Below are 15,935 nucleotides of genomic sequence, written 5' to 3'. Positions count from 1 at the left end.
GGCCCTAGAAGGGGGTGAGGGTGAGCGTGATCCCGGTCGGGGCGGTGTCCTGGATGTACGAGGCGAAGTCGGCCACGTCGTCGAAGGCGAAGCCGTACGCCTTGCCGTCGGCCGTCGCCGCGTGCATGGCCTTGGCGTAGTGGTGGGTGACCTGCTCCCCGTAGAAGGCGGCCGGGTCGGTGGTCGGCTGGGCGGCGGCGCTGTGCAGCGTGGTGCGGTTGAAGCCCGCGCCGAGGATGGCCGCGACCGGCCCGGTCGTACCGTCGTTGGGCGCGGCCAGGGCACCGTCGCAGAACAGCACGTCCTTGGTGGACGGCTTGCCGAAGGAGACCGCCGCCGGACCGGTGAACGCGAACTTGCCCCCGCTCACCCGGCCGGTGAAGGTGCCCGCGTTGGTGGTCACCTTGAGGTCCTTCGATCCGTAGGTGTCCCAGACCCGGTCGATGTACGACGCGAAGTAGTCCTGCGGGAACAGCCCCGCGCCCAGGCCGTGGCCGGGTGCGATGACCCGCAGATCGTCCCCGATGACCAGCGGCTTGTACGCCTCGACCGCGCGGAGGTCGGAGAAGATCCGGGCGCGGGCGCCGTCCTTGAGGGTGCCGGTGCTCTGGTCCTTGGCGCCGGTGAGGCGGATGGCGAGCGGGACGCTGAACATGTCGACCATGGTGGTGTTGCAGAACATGCCGGAGGCGTTGAAGGTGAACTCCGCGCAGTCGTGCATGACCTGGTAGTTCGGGTCGCCGGACACCCAGCCCGCCGGGTACTGCAGCGCGGCCTTGCCCGTCCCGTCCGCCACCACCTTGAACTTGAGCTTCTTGCCCAGCGCGACATAGATCCGGCCGGACATGCGCGGCAGCGTCAGCTTGGTGTCGCCGCTGCCCGAGAGCGGGATGGCGTAGTCGGTGAAGCCGTCCGCGCCGTTGTCGGAGAGTGCGATGGGGGCGAGCTTTCCGTCGGGGGTGACGCGGACCTGCTGGTTGTCGGCGTTGCCGACGATGTAGAGCCATACCGACGCGTTGCCGTACTGGCCGGTCTTGTTGACGACCGTGAGGGGAAGCGTTTCGGCCCGCGTCGACGCGTGCGCCCCGCTGGTGAGCGTGAGGCCGGTGCCCGCGGCGGCGGATGCGGCGATTCCACTCAGCAGCATTCTGCGTGTGATCATGACAATGCACTCCTCGGCGTAGTGGGGGTTGCCGGGACATGACGGAAAAAGCGACACGAGGGAAGAAGCGCGCCGTCGGAGAGCGCTCTCTCGGTCCACCGCGCAGAACCCTGCCGATCAGCGCCCGGGGGCGTCAACCCCCTACGCGCAGAAAGGTCTGCACCAATTCGTCGTAGACGCTGAGGACATGGGCCACCGTGTCGTCCTCCGTCGGCCACTCGGCCGTCCGCGCCCGCCCCGCCGCGGTCAGCTCCGCGCGGCGCCCGGGGTCGGCCAGCACCCGGATCACCGCGTCGGCCAGGGCGCCGGAGTCGCCGTACGGGACGAGTTCGGCGGCCTCCCCCACCAGTTCGGGCACCCCGCCCACCGCCGTGGCGACCAGCGGCACCCCCGCGTGCAGCGCCTCCTGGGCCAGCAGCGAGCGCGCCTCCCAACGGCTGGACAGCACCGCGACATCGGCGACGGCCAGCAGCCCCGGTACGTCGTCCCGGCGGCCGAGCAGCCGCACCGGGAGCCCTTCCGTATCGATCCGGCGCTGCAACAGCGCACGGTCCGGCCCCTCCCCCGCGATCGCCAGCAGCGGCGGCGGGTCCAGGGACCGCCAGGCACCCGCCGCGTCCAGCAGCGCGCCGTGGCCCGCAGCCGCGTCCAGACGGCCGACCGCGAGCAGCAGCGCCCGATCCACCGCGCCCAGGTCCGCGCGCGCCTTCTGGCGGGCGCCGTCGTCCGTCTCGGGCGCGGGGCGCGGGGCGGGCACCGCGACCGGCGCGAGCCGCGCGTCGCGCGCCCCTCGGTCACGGGCCCAGGCCACCAGGTCCGAGGACGCCCCCAGCACCACCGACGCGGCCCGCGCCACCCGCCGCTCCATCAGCCGTACGAGATGGGCCCGCGGCCCGTCGGCCTCCGCCCTGGTGTGCCAGGTGACGACGAGCGGGATGCCCCGGCCGCGCAGCGCGAGCGCGGCCAGCAGCCCGGGCCGCAGCCCGTGCGCGTGCACCAGCCCCGCGCCGACACAGGCGGTACGGAGCGCCGCGACGCTCCCCGCGTCCGTACGGCCGTCCAGCGGGGCGAACCCGGCACCCGCCTCCGTGAACCCGTACCCCTCCTCGGCGCTCCGGGGCCCGCAGACGGTCACCCGCAGCCCACGCGCCACCAGCCCGGCCGACAGCGACCGCACATGCACCCCACTGCCCGAACTGCCGCCGCCCAGCACCTGAACGGCATGCAGCGACGGCTGCCCGTGCGGCGGGACCGGGGTGTTGCTCACGGTACTGCTCACTCGGGCGGAGCTCCTGGGGCGGTGACGGAGGTGCGGGTTGCTGCGCCAAGAATGCCAGCCTTCGCACCGCCCGCGCCGCAACGTCCCCAAGCCACGCCCACCCACCGCTCGCCCGTACGTCCGCAACACCACCCATAAGAGTGACCCCACGCCCCCCTCAGCCACCACGGGCTGCCCCGGCGCGACTTCGCGAACCCCACGGGAGGGGCCCAGGGCCGAGGCCCGGCCCCGGCGAGCCCGGACAGGGCCCGAGGAGAAGCCAGGGGGCAGCGAGGCCGTGGGCACGGGCCCGGGGGCCAACCCCCGGCAAGGCCAGGACCGCAAGCGCCGCCCGGGCCCCGGGCGGCCCCGGCAACAGCCGGGCCCGGACCGGCCGCTGGGGCGAGCCCGGCGGGACCGGCACCAGGCGGGCCAAACCCCAGCGGGCCAGGGCAGGAGCCCAGGGGGCCGGGAAACCAATCCCGGCGAGGCCAGCCCGGCGGGGGCCAGGGGCGCAGCCCCGGCGGGCCCGGGCAGCGCCCGGTTCGGGAAGGGGCGGGGCGGGGAAAAGGACCCCGGCCAGCAGCCCGCGCGCCGCCTCCAACACTCCCCCGCACGAGCCCGGACCAGCTCCGAGCCCACTCGGGGGCCAGGGGCGCAGCCCCGGCGGGGCCGGGCGGGGCCCGGTTCGGGAAGGGGCGGGGTGGGGAAAAGGCAGTGCCGGTCAGCGGCCCGCGCGCGCCGCCTCCAGCAACTCCTCCGCATGGGCCCGGGCCAACTCCGAATCGTCCTGGCCCGCCAGCATCCGCGACAGCTCCCGCACCCGCTCCTCCCCCTCCATCGCCTTCACACCACTCCGCGTCACCGCCCCGTCGTTCGTCTTCTCCACCACCAGGTGCCGGTCCGCGAACGCGGCGACCTGCGGCAGGTGGGTGACGACCACCACCTGGGCGGAGCGGGCGAGCCGGGCCAGCCGACGCCCGACCTCGACCGCGGCCTTGCCGCCCACGCCCGCGTCCACCTCGTCGAAGAGATACGTCGGTACGGGGTCGGAGCCCGCGAAGACGACCTCGACCGCGAGCATCACCCGGGACAGCTCACCGCCCGAGGCGCCCTTGGCGATGGGGCGCGGCGGCGCGCCGGGGTGGGGGGCGAGGAGCAGCTCGACCTCGTCGGCGCCGTGCGGACCGTACGTCACGGCCCGCCCGCCGACCTCGACTCCGGCCGCCTCGTCCGCGGCCTCGGTCTGCCGGATCGCGAACGTCACCCGGGCGTGCGGCATCGCGAGCGAGGCCAGCTCCTCGGTGACGGCCTCGGCGAAGCGCGCCGCGGCCTCCGTACGGGCGTCGGTGAGCGCCTGGGCGAGCCCGCCCAGGTCGGCGCGGAGCGCGTCGCGTTCGGCGGTCAGCTCGCTGATGCGGTCGTCGTCGCCGTCGAGTTCGGCGAGCCGGACGGCGCCCTGTTCGGCCCAGGCGAGCACATCGCTGATGCTCTCGCCGTACTTACGGGTCAGCTGGGCCAGCGCGGCGCGGCGCTCCTCGACGGCGGAGAGCCGCAGCGGGTCGGCGTCCAGATCGTCGGCGTATCCGGCCAGTTCACCGGCCACGTCGGACAGCAGGATGCCCACCTCGCCGATGCGGTCGGCGAGCCCGGCGAGGGCGGGGTCGTGGGAGCGGACCGCCTCCAGGGCGCGGTGCGCGCCGCCGACGAGGGTGGCGGCGTCCACGGCCTCCAAGTCCTCCGGGTTGCCCGCGAGGGCGGCGTGCGCGAGGGCGGCGGCGGACGCGAGGGCCTCGGCGTGGCCCAGCCGCTCGGCCTCGGCGGCGAGTTCGTCGTCCTCACCGGCCCGCGGCTCGGCGGCGGCGACCTCCTCCAGGCCGAAGCGGAGCAGATCGGCCTCCTGCTCCCGCTCGCGCGCCCGCGTGGTCAGCTCGTCCAGCTCGGCCGCGACGGCGCGCAGCCGCCGGTAGGCGCCCGCGTACTTCTCCAGGGGCCCGGCGACGGCGGCGCCCGCGTACCGGTCCAGCGCCTGGCGCTGCCGGGCGGGCCGCATCAGGCCCTGCTGATCGGTCTGCCCGTGGACGGCCACCAGGTCGTCGGCCAGCTCCGCGAGCAGCCCCACCGGCACGGACCGGCCGCCGACATGGGCGCGGGAGCGGCCTTCGGCGGAGAGGGTACGGCTGATCAACAGCGCCCCGTCATCGAGTTCGGCCCCCGCCTCCTCGGCCCGTACGGCGACGGACGAGCGGGCGTCGACCGTGATCCGGCCCTCGACGACCGCCGCCTTGGCGCCGATCCGCACCAGGGCGGCGTCGGCGCGGCCGCCGAGCAGCAGCCCGAGACTGGTGACGACCATGGTCTTGCCCGCGCCGGTCTCGCCGGTTACCGCGGTGAAGCCGGGTGACAGCTCGACTACGGCATCGTCGATGACACCCAGGGCACGTATCCGCATCTCCTCCAGCACGTGCAAGACCATACGAGGTTTACCGGCCACCTCGCGACGGCCACCCCCGGGGACGGCCGCACCGTCGCTCCGGGTGATCGCCCGGTGGCCGCGCCACCTCGCCTTCCGCACCGGGGAGGACTGAGGGACGTACCCCATCGAAAGGGTTTTCCCGGGCCCTCCCCCTGGCGAACGAAGGTCAGTGCGGCGCCCCGCGCCAGCCCGCCACCGGCAGCGCGAACTTCGCCACCAGCCGGTCCGTGAACGACGCGTGGTGCAGCCGGGCCAGCCGGACCGGCACCGCCCCCCTGCGCACCTCCACCCGCGCCCCGGCGGGCAGCTCCACGGTGCGGCGCCCGTCGCACCACAGCACCCCGTGCGGGGTCTGCGGCTGCACCTCGACCGCGAGCACCGACTCCGGCGTCGTCACCAGCGGCTTCGCGAACAGGGCGTGCGCGCTGATCGGAACCATCAGCAGCGCCTCGACCTCGGGCCACACCACCGGGCCACCGGCCGAGAAGGCGTACGCGGTCGAGCCGGTCGGCGTCGCGCACACCACGCCGTCGCCGCCGAAGCGGGAGACCGGGCGGCCGTCGACCTCGGTGACGACCTCCAGCAGCCGCTCGCGCGCCGCCTTCTCCACGGACGCCTCGTTCAGTGCCCAGTCGGTGTGCACGATGTGCCCGTCGTTACGGACGAGGACATCGATGGTCATGCGCTCCTCGACCTCGTACTGGCGGCTCACCACCCGGTCCACGACCTTGTCCAGGTCGTCCCGCTCGGCCTCGGCCAGGAAGCCGACCCGGCCCAGGTTGACGCCGAGCATCGGCACGCCGGAGATGCGCGAGAACTCGGCGCCGCGCAGCAGCGTCCCGTCCCCGCCGAGCACGACCAGCAGTTCACAGCCGTCGAGCACGTCGCGGCCCGCGTCGACCAGTTCGACCTCGGGCGGCAACGGCAGGTCCGCGGCCTCGGCGGCGAGGACCCGCACGCCGATGCCGCTGCGCACCAGCCCCTGGACGACGAGTTCGGCGCTTCGGATGGCCGCCGGGCGGCCGGTGTGCGCGAGGAGGAACACGGTGCGGTCGGCGGTTGATTCCGGCGTCGGCTTGAACGCTGTCTCCGCCGCCGACTCCGCCTTTGCCGCTGCTTCTGAAGTGGTCAACTGGGCCCCTCCGCCACTGCACGGTCAACATCGTCCGGGTCCAGTGCCGGCGCCCCGGCGCGCATCCACAAAAAGTACTCGACGTTCCCCGACGGCCCCGGCAGCGGGCTGGCGGTCACGCCAAGCACGCCAAGCCCCAGGTCCGCCGCCTGATGAGCCACCGTCCGCGCCGCCTCGGCACGCAGCTCGGCGCTGCGGACGACACCGCCGCTGCCGAGCCGCTCCTTGCCGACCTCGAACTGGGGCTTGACCATCAGCACCAGGTCGGCGTCGGGCGCGGTGCAGCGCACCAGGGCGGGCAGTACCAGCCCGAGCGGAATGAAGGAGAGATCTCCGACGACAAGGTCCACGGGCTCGCCTCCCATCTGCTCCGGCGTCAGCTCGCGTACGTTCGTACGGTCGAGAACGGTCACGCGTTCATCACTTTGCAAAGACCATGCAAGTTGCCCATAGCCGACGTCCGCGGCGACGACATGGGCGGCGCCCGCGCGCAGCAGGACATCGGTGAAACCGCCGGTCGACGCCCCCGCGTCCAGCGCCCGCCGCCCGGCGACGGTCAGCAGTCCTGAGCCGGAGACCGGGGTGGGTTCCGTGGTCCGGCCGGGCCCCTCGCGGTACTCCTCGCTGAAGGCGTACAGGGCGCCCGCGAGCTTGTGGCCGCCGCGCGAGACATAGTCCGGATCACCGTCGTCCTTGGTCACGACGACCGCCGCGCTGGTCTCGACCTGCGTGGCGGCCTTGGTCGCGGTGGCCCCGCCGACGGTCACCCGGCCCGCCGCGATCAGCTGGCTCGCGTGCTCACGCGAGCGGGCCAGCTTGCGGCGCACCAGCTCCGCGTCGAGTCGTACGCGTCGTGGGCGGGTCACTGCCACGGGTGGTTCAGCTCCTGGGGTCGGCCGTATGCGGTCTTGCGCGGTCTTACGGAGGCTTGCGGGGTCTTACGAGGAGGGGGCGGGCGGGGCCGGAGGTCCGGGCCGCCGGTCGAGTCCCGTCAGCGTGTCGCGCAGGCCCCCGTGCACATCCTCGTACACCTCCAGATGGCTGCTCACCGGGAGGTCGTCCGCGTCGGCCAGCCGGTCGAGCCGCGCGTCGACGTCGGGTACGCCGGTGGGCGTACGGGCCACCCCGAGCGGCGCCGGACCGGCGGGCCCGGACGGCGCCTCCGCGGGCGCTTCGGGCGGCCCGGGGGGCGCGTCGGCAGGCTCCGACCCCGGCTCCGGTCCTGGCTCTGACCCGGGCCGTCCGCCCGGCGTGGGCTCACTCATGCCCCCGACGCTACCGCGAAGCGCACGTTCTCCGACGGGGCACGACCTGCGGTACCGTCGTCGGCGATGGCCACCTTGGAACAGTGCCGCGACGCACTCGACAAACTGGCGGAGAACCTCGCGGGCGCGAACGGGGACCTCCGCAGCGCCGCCGCGCTCGATCGCTCCGTGAGCTGCTGGATCACCGACCTCGACACGACCTTCCTCGGCCGTCTCGTGGACAGCCGCATCGAAGACGTGACGACCGCGCCCGGCCCGCCCGCCGAGCGCGCGCAGATCCGGCTGGCCATGGCGGGCGACGACCTGGTGGCCCTGGTCGACGGCGAGCTGCACTTCGCCCGGGCCTGGGGCACCGGCCGGGTCAAACTGGAGGCCGGGCTGCGCGACCTGCTGCGGCTGCGGAAGCTGCTCTAGCACTCACCCACCGCCCCGGCCCGTAACCCGGCGTGTCCACACTCCCCGGGGGCCCGGGGCTCAGGACTCCGTCGCCGCGGCGGCCAGCGGCTCCGCCGAGTCCTCCGCGCCCGACTCCACAGTCTTACGGGACTGGCGGGCGGCCGGTATCACCAGCGGGGTCCCCGTCTCCGGGTCGTCGATGACCTGGCAGCGCAGCCCGAAGACCCGCTCCACCAGCTCCGCCGTGACGATGTCCCCCGGCGCGCCCTCCGCGACGATCTCCCCGCCCCGCATCGCGATCAGATGCGTGGCGTAGCGGGCGGCGTGGTTCAGGTCGTGCAGCACCGCGACGAGGGTGCGGCCCTGCTCCTCGTGGAGCTGGGCGCACAGGTCGAGGACATCGATCTGGTGCTGGATGTCCAGGTACGTCGTGGGCTCGTCCAGGAGCAGCAGCGGCGTCTGCTGGGCGATGGCCATGGCGATCCACACCCGCTGGCGCTGCCCGCCGGACAGTTCGTCGACATAGCGATCCCCCAGTTCGGCCACGCCGGTCGCCGTCATCGACTCCTGCACGATCCGCTCGTCCGTCTCCGACCACTGCCGCAGCAGCCCCTGGTGCGGATAGCGGCCACGGGCGACGAGGTCGGCGACGGTGATCCCGTCCGGGGCGATGGAGGACTGCGGCAGCAGGCCGAGGGTGCGGGCGACCTTCTTGGCGGGCAGCGAACCGATCGCCTCCCCGTCCAGCAGCACCGACCCCGCTGTCGGCTTGAGCATCCGGGACAGGGCGCGCAGCAGGGTGGACTTGCCGCAGGCGTTGGGGCCGACGATCACGGTGAACGAGTGGTCGGGGATGGTGACCGACAGGCCCTCGGCGACGGTGCGCCGGTCGTACGCGAGGGTCAGCCCCTCGGCGGTGAGCCGCTGCCGGTCGGTCGTCGCGCCGGTGGTCGTGCTGTTCGTACTGGTGCTGGAAGCCACGGTGTGCCCGGTGTCCTTTTCCCTGTTGCCCTTGCTGCCCTTGGAGCCCTTGTTGCTTTCGCTGCCCTTGCGTTCCGTCATATCCGCCCCGCCTTGCGCTCGGTCACCAGCAGCCACAGCAGATAGGCGCCGCCCAGCATCCCGGTCAACACGCCCACCGGCAGCTGGTCGGCGCCGAAGGCCCGCTGTGCGGACCAGTCGGCGGTGACCAGCAGGGCCGCGCCCATCCAGGCCGAGGGGAGCAGATTGGGTCCGGCCGAATGAGTGAGCTTGCGGGCCAGTTGCGGGGCGACCAGCGCCACGAAGGCGACGGGCCCGGCGGCGGCCGTGGCGGCGGCGGTCAGCAGGACGCCCGCGAACATGAGCACCAGCCGGGTCCGCTCGACCCGCACCCCGAGGGCGTACGCGCTGTCGTCGCCCATCTCCAGCATCCGCAGCCCCCGCGACTGCCCGAGGATCACCGGCAGCAGGACCGCGCAGACGCAGGCCAGCGGCCAGACCTGGCCCCAGTCGCGGCCGTTGAGCGAGCCGGTCAGCCACACCACCGCGCGGGTGGCGTCGGGGAGGTCGGCCTTGGTGAGCAGATAGCCGTTGACGGCGGCGAGCATCGCGGACGTGCCGACGCCGACCAGCACCAGCCGGTAGCCGTGGACGCCCCGCCGCCAGGCGAGCGCGTAGACCCCGACCCCGGTCAGCAGACCGCCGCAGATCGCACCGACGGCGACCTCGGCCGGATTGCCCTGGAAGAGGACGATCACGGCGAGCGCCCCGGCCGCCGAGCCCTGCCCGAAGCCGATCACATCCGGACTGCCCAGCGGATTGCGGGAGATGGACTGGAAGACCGCCCCGGCCAGCCCGAGCGCCGCGCCGACCAGCAGCCCGACCAGGACGCGCGGCAGCCGCAGGTCATGGACGATGAAGTCCTGGGCCATGGTGCCGTTCCCGGCCAGGGAGTTGAGCACATCGCCGGGGGCCATGGGGAAGTCGCCGGTGCCGATCAGGACCACGCTCATCGCCAGCGCCACGGCGAGCAGCAGCAGCCCCACGACCACGCTGCGCACGTCCAGGCGCAGCGACAGGCCGCCGGTGCGCAGCGTGACTCCGCTCGTCCTGGGCGTCGTGGTGCGCTTGCTCGCGTTCACAGTTGAGTCATCCTTCGGCGGCGTACGAGGTAGAGGAAGACGGGCCCGCCGACGAGCGCGGTGACGACGCCGACCTGGAGTTCGGCGGGCCGGGCGACGACCCGCCCGATCACATCGGAGCCCAGCAGCAGGACGGGCGACAGCAGGGCGGCGTACGGCAGCGTCCAGCGCAGATCGGGGCCGGTGAGCGCCCGGACCAGGTGCGGAACCATCAGCCCCACGAAGGCGATCGGCCCGCAGGCGGCGGTCGCGGCCCCGCACAGCAGGGTGACCGCCAGCATGGACATCGCCCGGGTGCGGGCCAGGTTGGTGCCGAGCGCGCGGGCCGTGTCGTCGCCGAGCGCCACCGCGTTCAGCGAACGGCCGAGCAGCAGCGCCAGCACCGCGCCGGCCAGGAGGAACGGGGCCACCTGCCGGACCACGGTCATATTGGCGGAGGCCAGCGAACCGACCGTCCAGAAGCGCATCTTGTCCAGCGTCGCGCTGTCCAGCAGCTGTACGGCGTTGATGTAGCCGTAGAGCGCCGCGTACACGGCCGTACCGGCGAGCGCGAGCCGCACGGGGGTGGCGCCCCGGCTGCCGCCGAGCGCGTACACCAGCACGGAGGCGACGGCGGTGCCGAGGAAGGCGAACCACACATAGCCGGTCAGGGAGGTGACGCCGAGGAAGCTGATCGCCGAGACGACGGCGGCGGACGCGCCCGCGTTCAGCCCCAGCAGCCCGGGGTCGGCGAGCGGGTTACGGGTGAGGGCCTGGATGACCGCGCCCGCGAGCCCGAGGCCGACGCCCACGAGCACCCCGAGGAGGGTGCGCGGCACCCGTACGTCCTTGATCACCACATCGGTGTCACTGCCGGTGTACTGGAACAGCCCGTGCCAGACGTCCCCCAGCGCGATCGGCTTGGAGCCGATCGCGATGCTGGCGGCCGCGACGGCCAGCAGCACACAGAGGGAGACGACGAGCCCGGCCGCTCGGCGCGCGTTCTGCTGGCGGGGTGGCGGGGCCGCCGTATCGGTCGCTGTCTCGGGTCCGGCTTTCGCCGGACTGACCAGGGTCACGCGGAACTCCACCTCACAGCACGGCCGATCAAGACTTAGGTTAGGTTACCCTAAGCCCCGCCTGTGACACCCGGCCGGGTCCCCGCCCCGCGTCCCGCCTCCGGCCACATCACCCCAGGCCCCGGCCACGCAACGCCCCGGGGGACTGGAGGCCGTTCACAGCCCCAGCCGAGCCAATGCCTTCCCCGCGTCCACGCCGCTCACACCCTCCCCCGCCTCACTCCAGGCGGCGGCGCACAACGCCCGCAGCCCGTCCAGCGGCTCAGCGCCGTCCCCGTCCAGCAGCAGCGCGCCGTCGCCCACCCGCGCCGTCCAACCGCCGCACCGGAAGCCCCCGTCGACGGGCTCGACCACCGGCTGAGGCGTCAGCAGCCCCCGCAGGTCGCGGTCCACATACGCGGGCCGGTGCTTCGGCTCCGCCGCCAGCAGCTGCGCCGCGGTCGTCACCCCGGTCAGTACGAGGAGCGAGTCGACCCCGCCCGCGTACGCGCCCTCGATATCGGTGTCCAGCCGGTCCCCCACCACCAGCGGCCGCCGGGCCCCGGTCCGCAGGATCGTCTCGCGGTGCATCGGCGGCAGCGGCTTCCCCGCGACCTGCGGGTCCTGGCCGGTCACGATCCGTACGACCTCCACCCCCGCGCCGTTGCCCGGCGCGATCCCACGGCCGCTCGGAATCGTCAGATCCGTATTGGACGCGTACCACGGCACCCCGCGCGCCACCGCGTAGCCCGCCTCCATCAGCCGCGCCCACGGCATGTCCGGTCCGCCGTACCCCTGCACCACCGCCGCCGGGTCGTCCTCGGCGGACTCCACCGGCAGCAGCCCGCGCTCGCGCAGCGCCACCCGCAGCCCCTCGCCGCCGATCACCAGCACCCGCGCGCCCTGCGGCAGCTGCTCGGAGATCAGCCGGGCGACGGCCTGCGCCGAGGTGATCACGTCCTCGGCCCCGGCGGGCACCCCGAGCCGGGTCAGATGCTCGGCGACGGTCTGCGGTGTGCGCAGCGCGTTGTTCGTCACATACGCCAGCCGCATCCCGCCGTCCCGCGCGGTGCCGAGCGACTCCACGGCGTACGCGATGGCCTCGCCACCCGCGTACACCACCCCGTCGAGGTCCAGCAGCGCGGTGTCGTACGCCGCGTTCAGCGGCTGCTCGCTGCCCTCGGGCGCGGTGCGGACGGTCTGGTTCATGGGGGGCCACTCTCCTCGCGATCCATGCGTTCTCCCCCCGATCATGGCTCATCGACGACCGGGGCATAACATTCTCTAATGAGCACTTCAGGGCCTGGCGGGCAAGGTCTCCAGCTCACCCCCTTCCGGGGGCTGCGCTACGTCGCGGAACAGGTCGGCAGTCTCGCCGCCGTCACCTCACCGCCCTACGACGTGGTCGTACGGCCCGATGGTCTGCGCGAACTCGAGACGGCCGATCCGTACAACATCGTCCGGCTCATCCTCCCGCAGGCGGGCTCCCCCGCCGACCGCCACCGGCAGGCCGCGGACACACTGCGCCGCTGGCAGGCAGACGGCGTCCTCGCGCCCGACCCCGAACCGGCCCTGTACGTCTACGAACAGCGCGACAGCCACATCCTCCAGCGCGGGCTGATCGGCGCCCTGCGGCTGAGCCCGCGCGAGGAGGGCGTCGTCCTCCCGCACGAGGAGGTCATGCCGCACATCGTGGAGGACCGCGCCGACCTGATGCGTGCCACCGCGGCCAACCTCGAACCCCTGCTGCTCGCGTATCGCGGCAACGGCGGTGATACGGACGGGGGCGGCGCCGCCGGGGTCATCGAACGCGCCATCCAGCACGAGCCGTTGCTCTCCACCACCACCGAAGACGGCTTCGACCACCATCTGTGGCGGGTCACCGACCCGGCCGACCTGGTCGCCATCGCCGCCGATCTCCGCGACCGCCAGGCCCTCATCGCCGACGGCCACCACCGCTGGGCCACCTATCTGCGGCTGCGCGAGGAACGGCCCGAGCCGGGCCCCTGGGACTTCGGCCTCGTCCTCCTCGTGGACACCGCCCGCTACCCGCTCCGGGTCCGGGCCATCCACCGGCTGCTGCGCCACCTCCCGGTGGCCGAGGCGCTGGCCACGGCCAGCACCGCCTTCCGGGTACGGACCGTCGACGGCCCGCTGCCCCGCGCCCTGGACGCCCTCGCGGAGGCGGCCACCGCACCCGACGGGCGGAACGCGTTCCTCCTCGCGGGCGACGGTGGATTCCACCTGCTCGACCGGCCCGACCCCGGGCTGCTGGCCCGTACGGTCCCCGAGGGACGGCCGGAGGCCTGGCGGTCGCTGGACGCGACGGTCCTGCACGCACTGCTCCTGGACCACCTCTGGCAGATCCCGGACAGCGCCGAGCACATCGGCTACATCCACAACGCGGAAGCGGCCGTCGAACAGGCGGAGCGGCACGGCGGCACGGCGGTGCTCATGCATCCGGTGTGCGAGGAGGTCGTCCACGAGCTGGCGCGCCAGGGGGTCGCCATGCCGCGCAAGTCGACGTCCTTCGGCCCGAAGCCCGCCACCGGGCTGGTGCTGCGCAGCCTCACCCTGGGCTGAGCCACGCAGAGATACGAAGACATACGCGGACATACGAAGAGGGCGGAGCCCCGGCCGGGGGTGGTGGCCGGGGTTCCGCCCTCAGGCATCAGCCGCGGTCGCTGTCCTCGGCCGGGGCTGCGGTCTCCTCAGCCTCTTCGACCTCTGCGACCTCTTCGGCTTCCGCGGTCTCTTCGGCTTCCGCGGCCTCCTCAGCGACCTCGGCGACCTCGGCGACCTCTTCGGAGACCTCGGCCTCCTCGGCGACCTCATCAGCATCGAGCGCGTCCACGAACTCGACACCGTCCAGCTCCGCGAGCCGGTCGGAGGCGTCCGTGGTGCCGCCCTGGTCCGCCTCCAGCGCCTTCGCGAACCACTCCCGCGCCTCGTCCTCACGGTCGACGGCCAGCAGCGCGTCGGCGTAGGCGTACCGCAGGCGCGCGGTCCACGGCTGGATGGAGTTCGAGGCCAGCTCCTGGCTCTGCAGGGTGACGACGGCGGCGTCGGCCTGGCCCATGTCGCGCCGGGCACCGGCGGCCACCAGGCGCATCTCGACCTGCCCGGCCCGGTCCAGCTTGTGCACCTCGGGCTCACCGGCCATGGCCAGCGCCCGCTCGGGACGGCCCATGCCGCGCTCGCAGTCGGCCATGACCGGCCACAGGTCGTTGTTGCCGGTCATACGGCGCGCGGCACGGAACTCCGCCAGCGCCTCCGAGTACTTCGCGACGGCGTACGACGCGAACCCGGCCGCCTCACGGACGGCGGCGACGCGGGAAGCGAGCCGCAGCGCGATGCGGGAGTACTGGTACGCCCGCTCCGGCTCCTCGTCCAGCAGCTTGGCGACCATGACGAGGTTCTTCGCGACATCCTCGGCGAGGGTCTTCGGCAGGCTCAACAGCTCCTGCCGCACATCCTTGTCGATCTCGTCGCCGGTGACGTCCTCGGGGATCGGCAGCCGCTTGATCGGCTCGCGGTCGCGGTCCCGGCTGCCGCGCTCGTCGCGGTCGCGACGGCCGTAGCCCCCGGACCGGTCGTCGCGCCCCCGCCCCTGGCCGCCACCGTACGGACGCCGAGCCCCACGGTCGTCGCGCCCACCACGGAAGCCACCGCCACGGTCATCGTCACGACGAGGCCCACGCGGCCGGTCGTCACGCCTGTCGTCCCTGCGGTCGTCCCGGCGGTCATCACGGCGGAACCCACCACGGTCATCCCGGCGATCATCGCGCCGGTCATCGCGACGGAACCCACCCTGCTGCGGACGGGAGCCACTGTCACGGCGGTCATCACGGCGGTCATCACGCCTGTCGTCCCGGCGGTCGTCCCGGCGGAATCCACCGCGATCATCGCGCCGGTCGTCACGACGGTCATCGCGACGGAATCCACCACGGTCATCCCGGCGATCATCGCGCCGGTCGTCACGACGGTCATCACGGCGGAACCCACCACGATCATCACGACGGTCATCACGCCGATCATCGCGACGGAACCCACCACGATCATCGCGCCGGTCATCACGCCGGTCATCGCGGCGGAACGGGGGGCGGTCATCCCGGCGGTCGGAGCCACCGCGGGGCCGGTCGCCACGGTCGTCACGGCGCCCGCCGAACCCACCCGGACGTCCGCCACGGTCATCGTCACGGCGCGGCCCACGGGGCCGGTCATCGCGACGGTCATCGCGGGGGAAGCCACCACGGTCGTCGCGCCGGTCGTCACGACGGTCATCCCGGCGATCGTCACGACGGAACCCACCCTGCTGCGGGGGACGGGAACCACCCTGCGGACGGGAACCACCATCACGGTCGTCCCGACGCGGCCCACGGGGCCGGTCGTCACGCCGATCGTCACCACGCCGGTCATCACGACGGTCGTCGCGCCGATCATCGCGGCGGCCGTAGCCGCCACCGCCGGGGCGTCCACCGCGGTCGTCGTCGCGGCGCGGCCCACGGGGCCGGTCGTCGCGGCGATCATCCCGCCGGTCGTCACGACGGAACCCACCCTGCTGCGGACGGGAACCACTCTGCGGACGGGAGCCACCGTCACGGTCGCGGCGCGGTCCGGAGTCGCGGAAGTCCCTCCGGTCGCCGCCGTCCCGGCGCCGCAGCTCGCGGTCACCCCGGTCGTCGGAAGAGTTGGTGGACATCTACGTGACTCCTGTCTTCAGGTCAAAACAAAAAGGACCCTTGGTCCCAGCATGAACGCTGGGACCAAGGGTCCTCCAAAGATTGTTCGGCGGCGTCCTACTCTCCCACAGGGTCCCCCCTGCAGTACCATCGGCGCTGAAAGGCTTAGCTTCCGGGTTCGAAATGTAACCGGGCGTTTCCCTAACGCAATGGCCACCGAAACCCTATCGGGTTCTAGCGAACAAGCACACTTTTCAATTAAGTAAGTGGAACTGATTCACCGGTGCGACTGTTCGCAACCCGGGAACCACACAGTGGACGCGAGCAACTGAGGACAAGCCCTCGGCCTATTAGTACCAGTCAACTCCACCGGTTACCCGGCTTCCATATCTGGCCTATCAACC

At 73.2% G+C, this 15,935-nt stretch carries 14 protein-coding genes and 1 rRNA gene; 2 read left to right on the top strand and 13 right to left on the bottom strand.

Annotated elements, in window-relative coordinates:
* Nucleotides 1-4 precede the first annotated feature (4 nt).
* From ACWC5C_RS40030 to ACWC5C_RS40005, 6 genes are all read right to left on the bottom strand, one after another.
* Nucleotides 5-1,162, bottom strand: coding sequence for a glycoside hydrolase family 64 protein (locus ACWC5C_RS40030; RefSeq protein ID WP_450883943.1), 1,158 nt, complete (start codon nt 1,160-1,162; stop codon nt 5-7).
* Between the two features lie 133 nt (nt 1,163-1,295).
* Entirely contained in the window at nt 1,296-2,429 is a 1,134-nt protein-coding gene (locus tag ACWC5C_RS40025) for a glycosyltransferase family 4 protein (protein ID WP_450884016.1), read from the bottom strand.
* A gap of 715 nt (nt 2,430-3,144) precedes the next feature.
* A complete protein-coding gene (recN, locus tag ACWC5C_RS40020) occupies nt 3,145-4,896 on the bottom strand; it encodes a DNA repair protein RecN (RefSeq protein WP_450883941.1) in 1,752 nt (583 codons plus the stop codon).
* Between the two features lie 166 nt (nt 4,897-5,062).
* A complete protein-coding gene (locus ACWC5C_RS40015) occupies nt 5,063-6,028 on the bottom strand; it encodes an NAD kinase (protein ID WP_450883939.1) in 966 nt (321 codons plus the stop codon).
* Entirely contained in the window at nt 6,025-6,894 is an 870-nt protein-coding gene (locus tag ACWC5C_RS40010; protein ID WP_450884014.1) for a TlyA family RNA methyltransferase, read from the bottom strand. Before ACWC5C_RS40010 ends, ACWC5C_RS40015 begins: the two co-directional genes overlap by 4 nt.
* Before the next feature lie 72 nt (nt 6,895-6,966).
* Nucleotides 6,967-7,293: a hypothetical protein gene (locus ACWC5C_RS40005; protein ID WP_450883938.1), complete on the bottom strand. Its 327-nt coding sequence runs from the start codon at nt 7,291-7,293 to the stop codon at nt 6,967-6,969.
* A gap of 66 nt (nt 7,294-7,359) precedes the next feature.
* Between ACWC5C_RS40005 and ACWC5C_RS40000 the strand changes: the two genes are divergently transcribed.
* Nucleotides 7,360-7,707, top strand: a complete 348-nt coding sequence (locus ACWC5C_RS40000) for a sterol-binding protein (RefSeq protein ID WP_450883936.1) — start codon at nt 7,360-7,362, stop codon at nt 7,705-7,707.
* 60 nt (nt 7,708-7,767) lie between these two features.
* Here ACWC5C_RS40000 and ACWC5C_RS39995 read toward each other — a convergent pair whose 3' ends face one another.
* The 4 genes from ACWC5C_RS39995 to ACWC5C_RS39980 all read right to left on the bottom strand — a co-directional run bounded on the left by ACWC5C_RS39995 (nt 7,768) and on the right by ACWC5C_RS39980 (nt 12,058).
* On the bottom strand, nt 7,768-8,751 hold the full coding sequence (locus tag ACWC5C_RS39995; RefSeq protein WP_450883934.1) for an ABC transporter ATP-binding protein: 984 nt from the start codon (nt 8,749-8,751) through the stop codon (nt 7,768-7,770).
* On the bottom strand, nt 8,748-9,812 hold the full coding sequence (locus tag ACWC5C_RS39990; RefSeq protein ID WP_450883932.1) for a FecCD family ABC transporter permease: 1,065 nt from the start codon (nt 9,810-9,812) through the stop codon (nt 8,748-8,750). Before ACWC5C_RS39990 ends, ACWC5C_RS39995 begins: the two co-directional genes overlap by 4 nt.
* Nucleotides 9,809-10,870: a FecCD family ABC transporter permease gene (locus tag ACWC5C_RS39985; protein WP_450883930.1), complete on the bottom strand. Its 1,062-nt coding sequence runs from the start codon at nt 10,868-10,870 to the stop codon at nt 9,809-9,811. Before ACWC5C_RS39985 ends, ACWC5C_RS39990 begins: the two co-directional genes overlap by 4 nt.
* A gap of 156 nt (nt 10,871-11,026) precedes the next feature.
* Nucleotides 11,027-12,058 carry an HAD-IIA family hydrolase gene (locus ACWC5C_RS39980; RefSeq protein WP_450883928.1) on the bottom strand — a complete coding sequence of 344 codons (1,032 nt, stop codon included), beginning with the start codon at nt 12,056-12,058 and terminating at the stop codon, nt 11,027-11,029.
* Nucleotides 12,059-12,136: 78 nt separating this feature from the next.
* Here ACWC5C_RS39980 and ACWC5C_RS39975 point away from each other — a divergent pair, with 78 nt between their 5' ends.
* Complete coding sequence (locus ACWC5C_RS39975) at nt 12,137-13,432, top strand: DUF1015 domain-containing protein (protein ID WP_450883926.1); 1,296 nt, start codon at nt 12,137-12,139, stop codon at nt 13,430-13,432.
* Nucleotides 13,433-13,520: 88 nt separating this feature from the next.
* Here the strand turns inward: ACWC5C_RS39975 and ACWC5C_RS39970 are convergent, their stop codons facing one another.
* The 3 genes from ACWC5C_RS39970 to rrf form a co-directional block, all read right to left on the bottom strand.
* Nucleotides 13,521-14,321 (bottom strand): hypothetical protein, encoded by an 801-nt coding sequence (locus tag ACWC5C_RS39970; RefSeq protein ID WP_450883924.1) that lies wholly within the window; start codon nt 14,319-14,321, stop codon nt 13,521-13,523.
* The gene (locus ACWC5C_RS39965; protein ID WP_450883922.1) at nt 14,303-15,394 is read right to left on the bottom strand and encodes a hypothetical protein; all 1,092 of its coding nucleotides are present in this window, start codon (nt 15,392-15,394) and stop codon (nt 14,303-14,305) included. Before ACWC5C_RS39965 ends, ACWC5C_RS39970 begins: the two co-directional genes overlap by 19 nt.
* Before the next feature lie 241 nt (nt 15,395-15,635).
* Nucleotides 15,636-15,752 (bottom strand): 5S ribosomal RNA (rrf, locus tag ACWC5C_RS39960).
* Nucleotides 15,753-15,935 lie beyond the last annotated feature (183 nt).

It is taken from the genome of Streptomyces sp. NPDC001700, assembly GCF_053596435.1.
This window is presented reverse-complemented; position numbering and strand designations above follow the sequence as displayed.

What these genes read in the sequence shown, in the direction of transcription:
- ACWC5C_RS39980 (WP_450883928.1), bottom strand. Translation starts at nt 12,058, where the DNA reads ATGAACCAGACCGTCCGCACCGCGCCCGAGGGCAGCGAGCAGCCGCTG.
- ACWC5C_RS39975 (WP_450883926.1), top strand. Translation starts at nt 12,137, where the DNA reads ATGAGCACTTCAGGGCCTGGCGGGCAAGGTCTCCAGCTCACCCCCTTC.
- ACWC5C_RS40000 (WP_450883936.1), top strand. Translation starts at nt 7,360, where the DNA reads ATGGCCACCTTGGAACAGTGCCGCGACGCACTCGACAAACTGGCGGAG.
- ACWC5C_RS40030 (WP_450883943.1), bottom strand. Translation starts at nt 1,162, where the DNA reads ATGATCACACGCAGAATGCTGCTGAGTGGAATCGCCGCATCCGCCGCC.
- ACWC5C_RS40005 (WP_450883938.1), bottom strand. Translation starts at nt 7,293, where the DNA reads ATGAGTGAGCCCACGCCGGGCGGACGGCCCGGGTCAGAGCCAGGACCG.
- ACWC5C_RS39995 (WP_450883934.1), bottom strand. Translation starts at nt 8,751, where the DNA reads ATGACGGAACGCAAGGGCAGCGAAAGCAACAAGGGCTCCAAGGGCAGC.
- recN (WP_450883941.1), bottom strand. Translation starts at nt 4,896, where the DNA reads ATGGTCTTGCACGTGCTGGAGGAGATGCGGATACGTGCCCTGGGTGTC.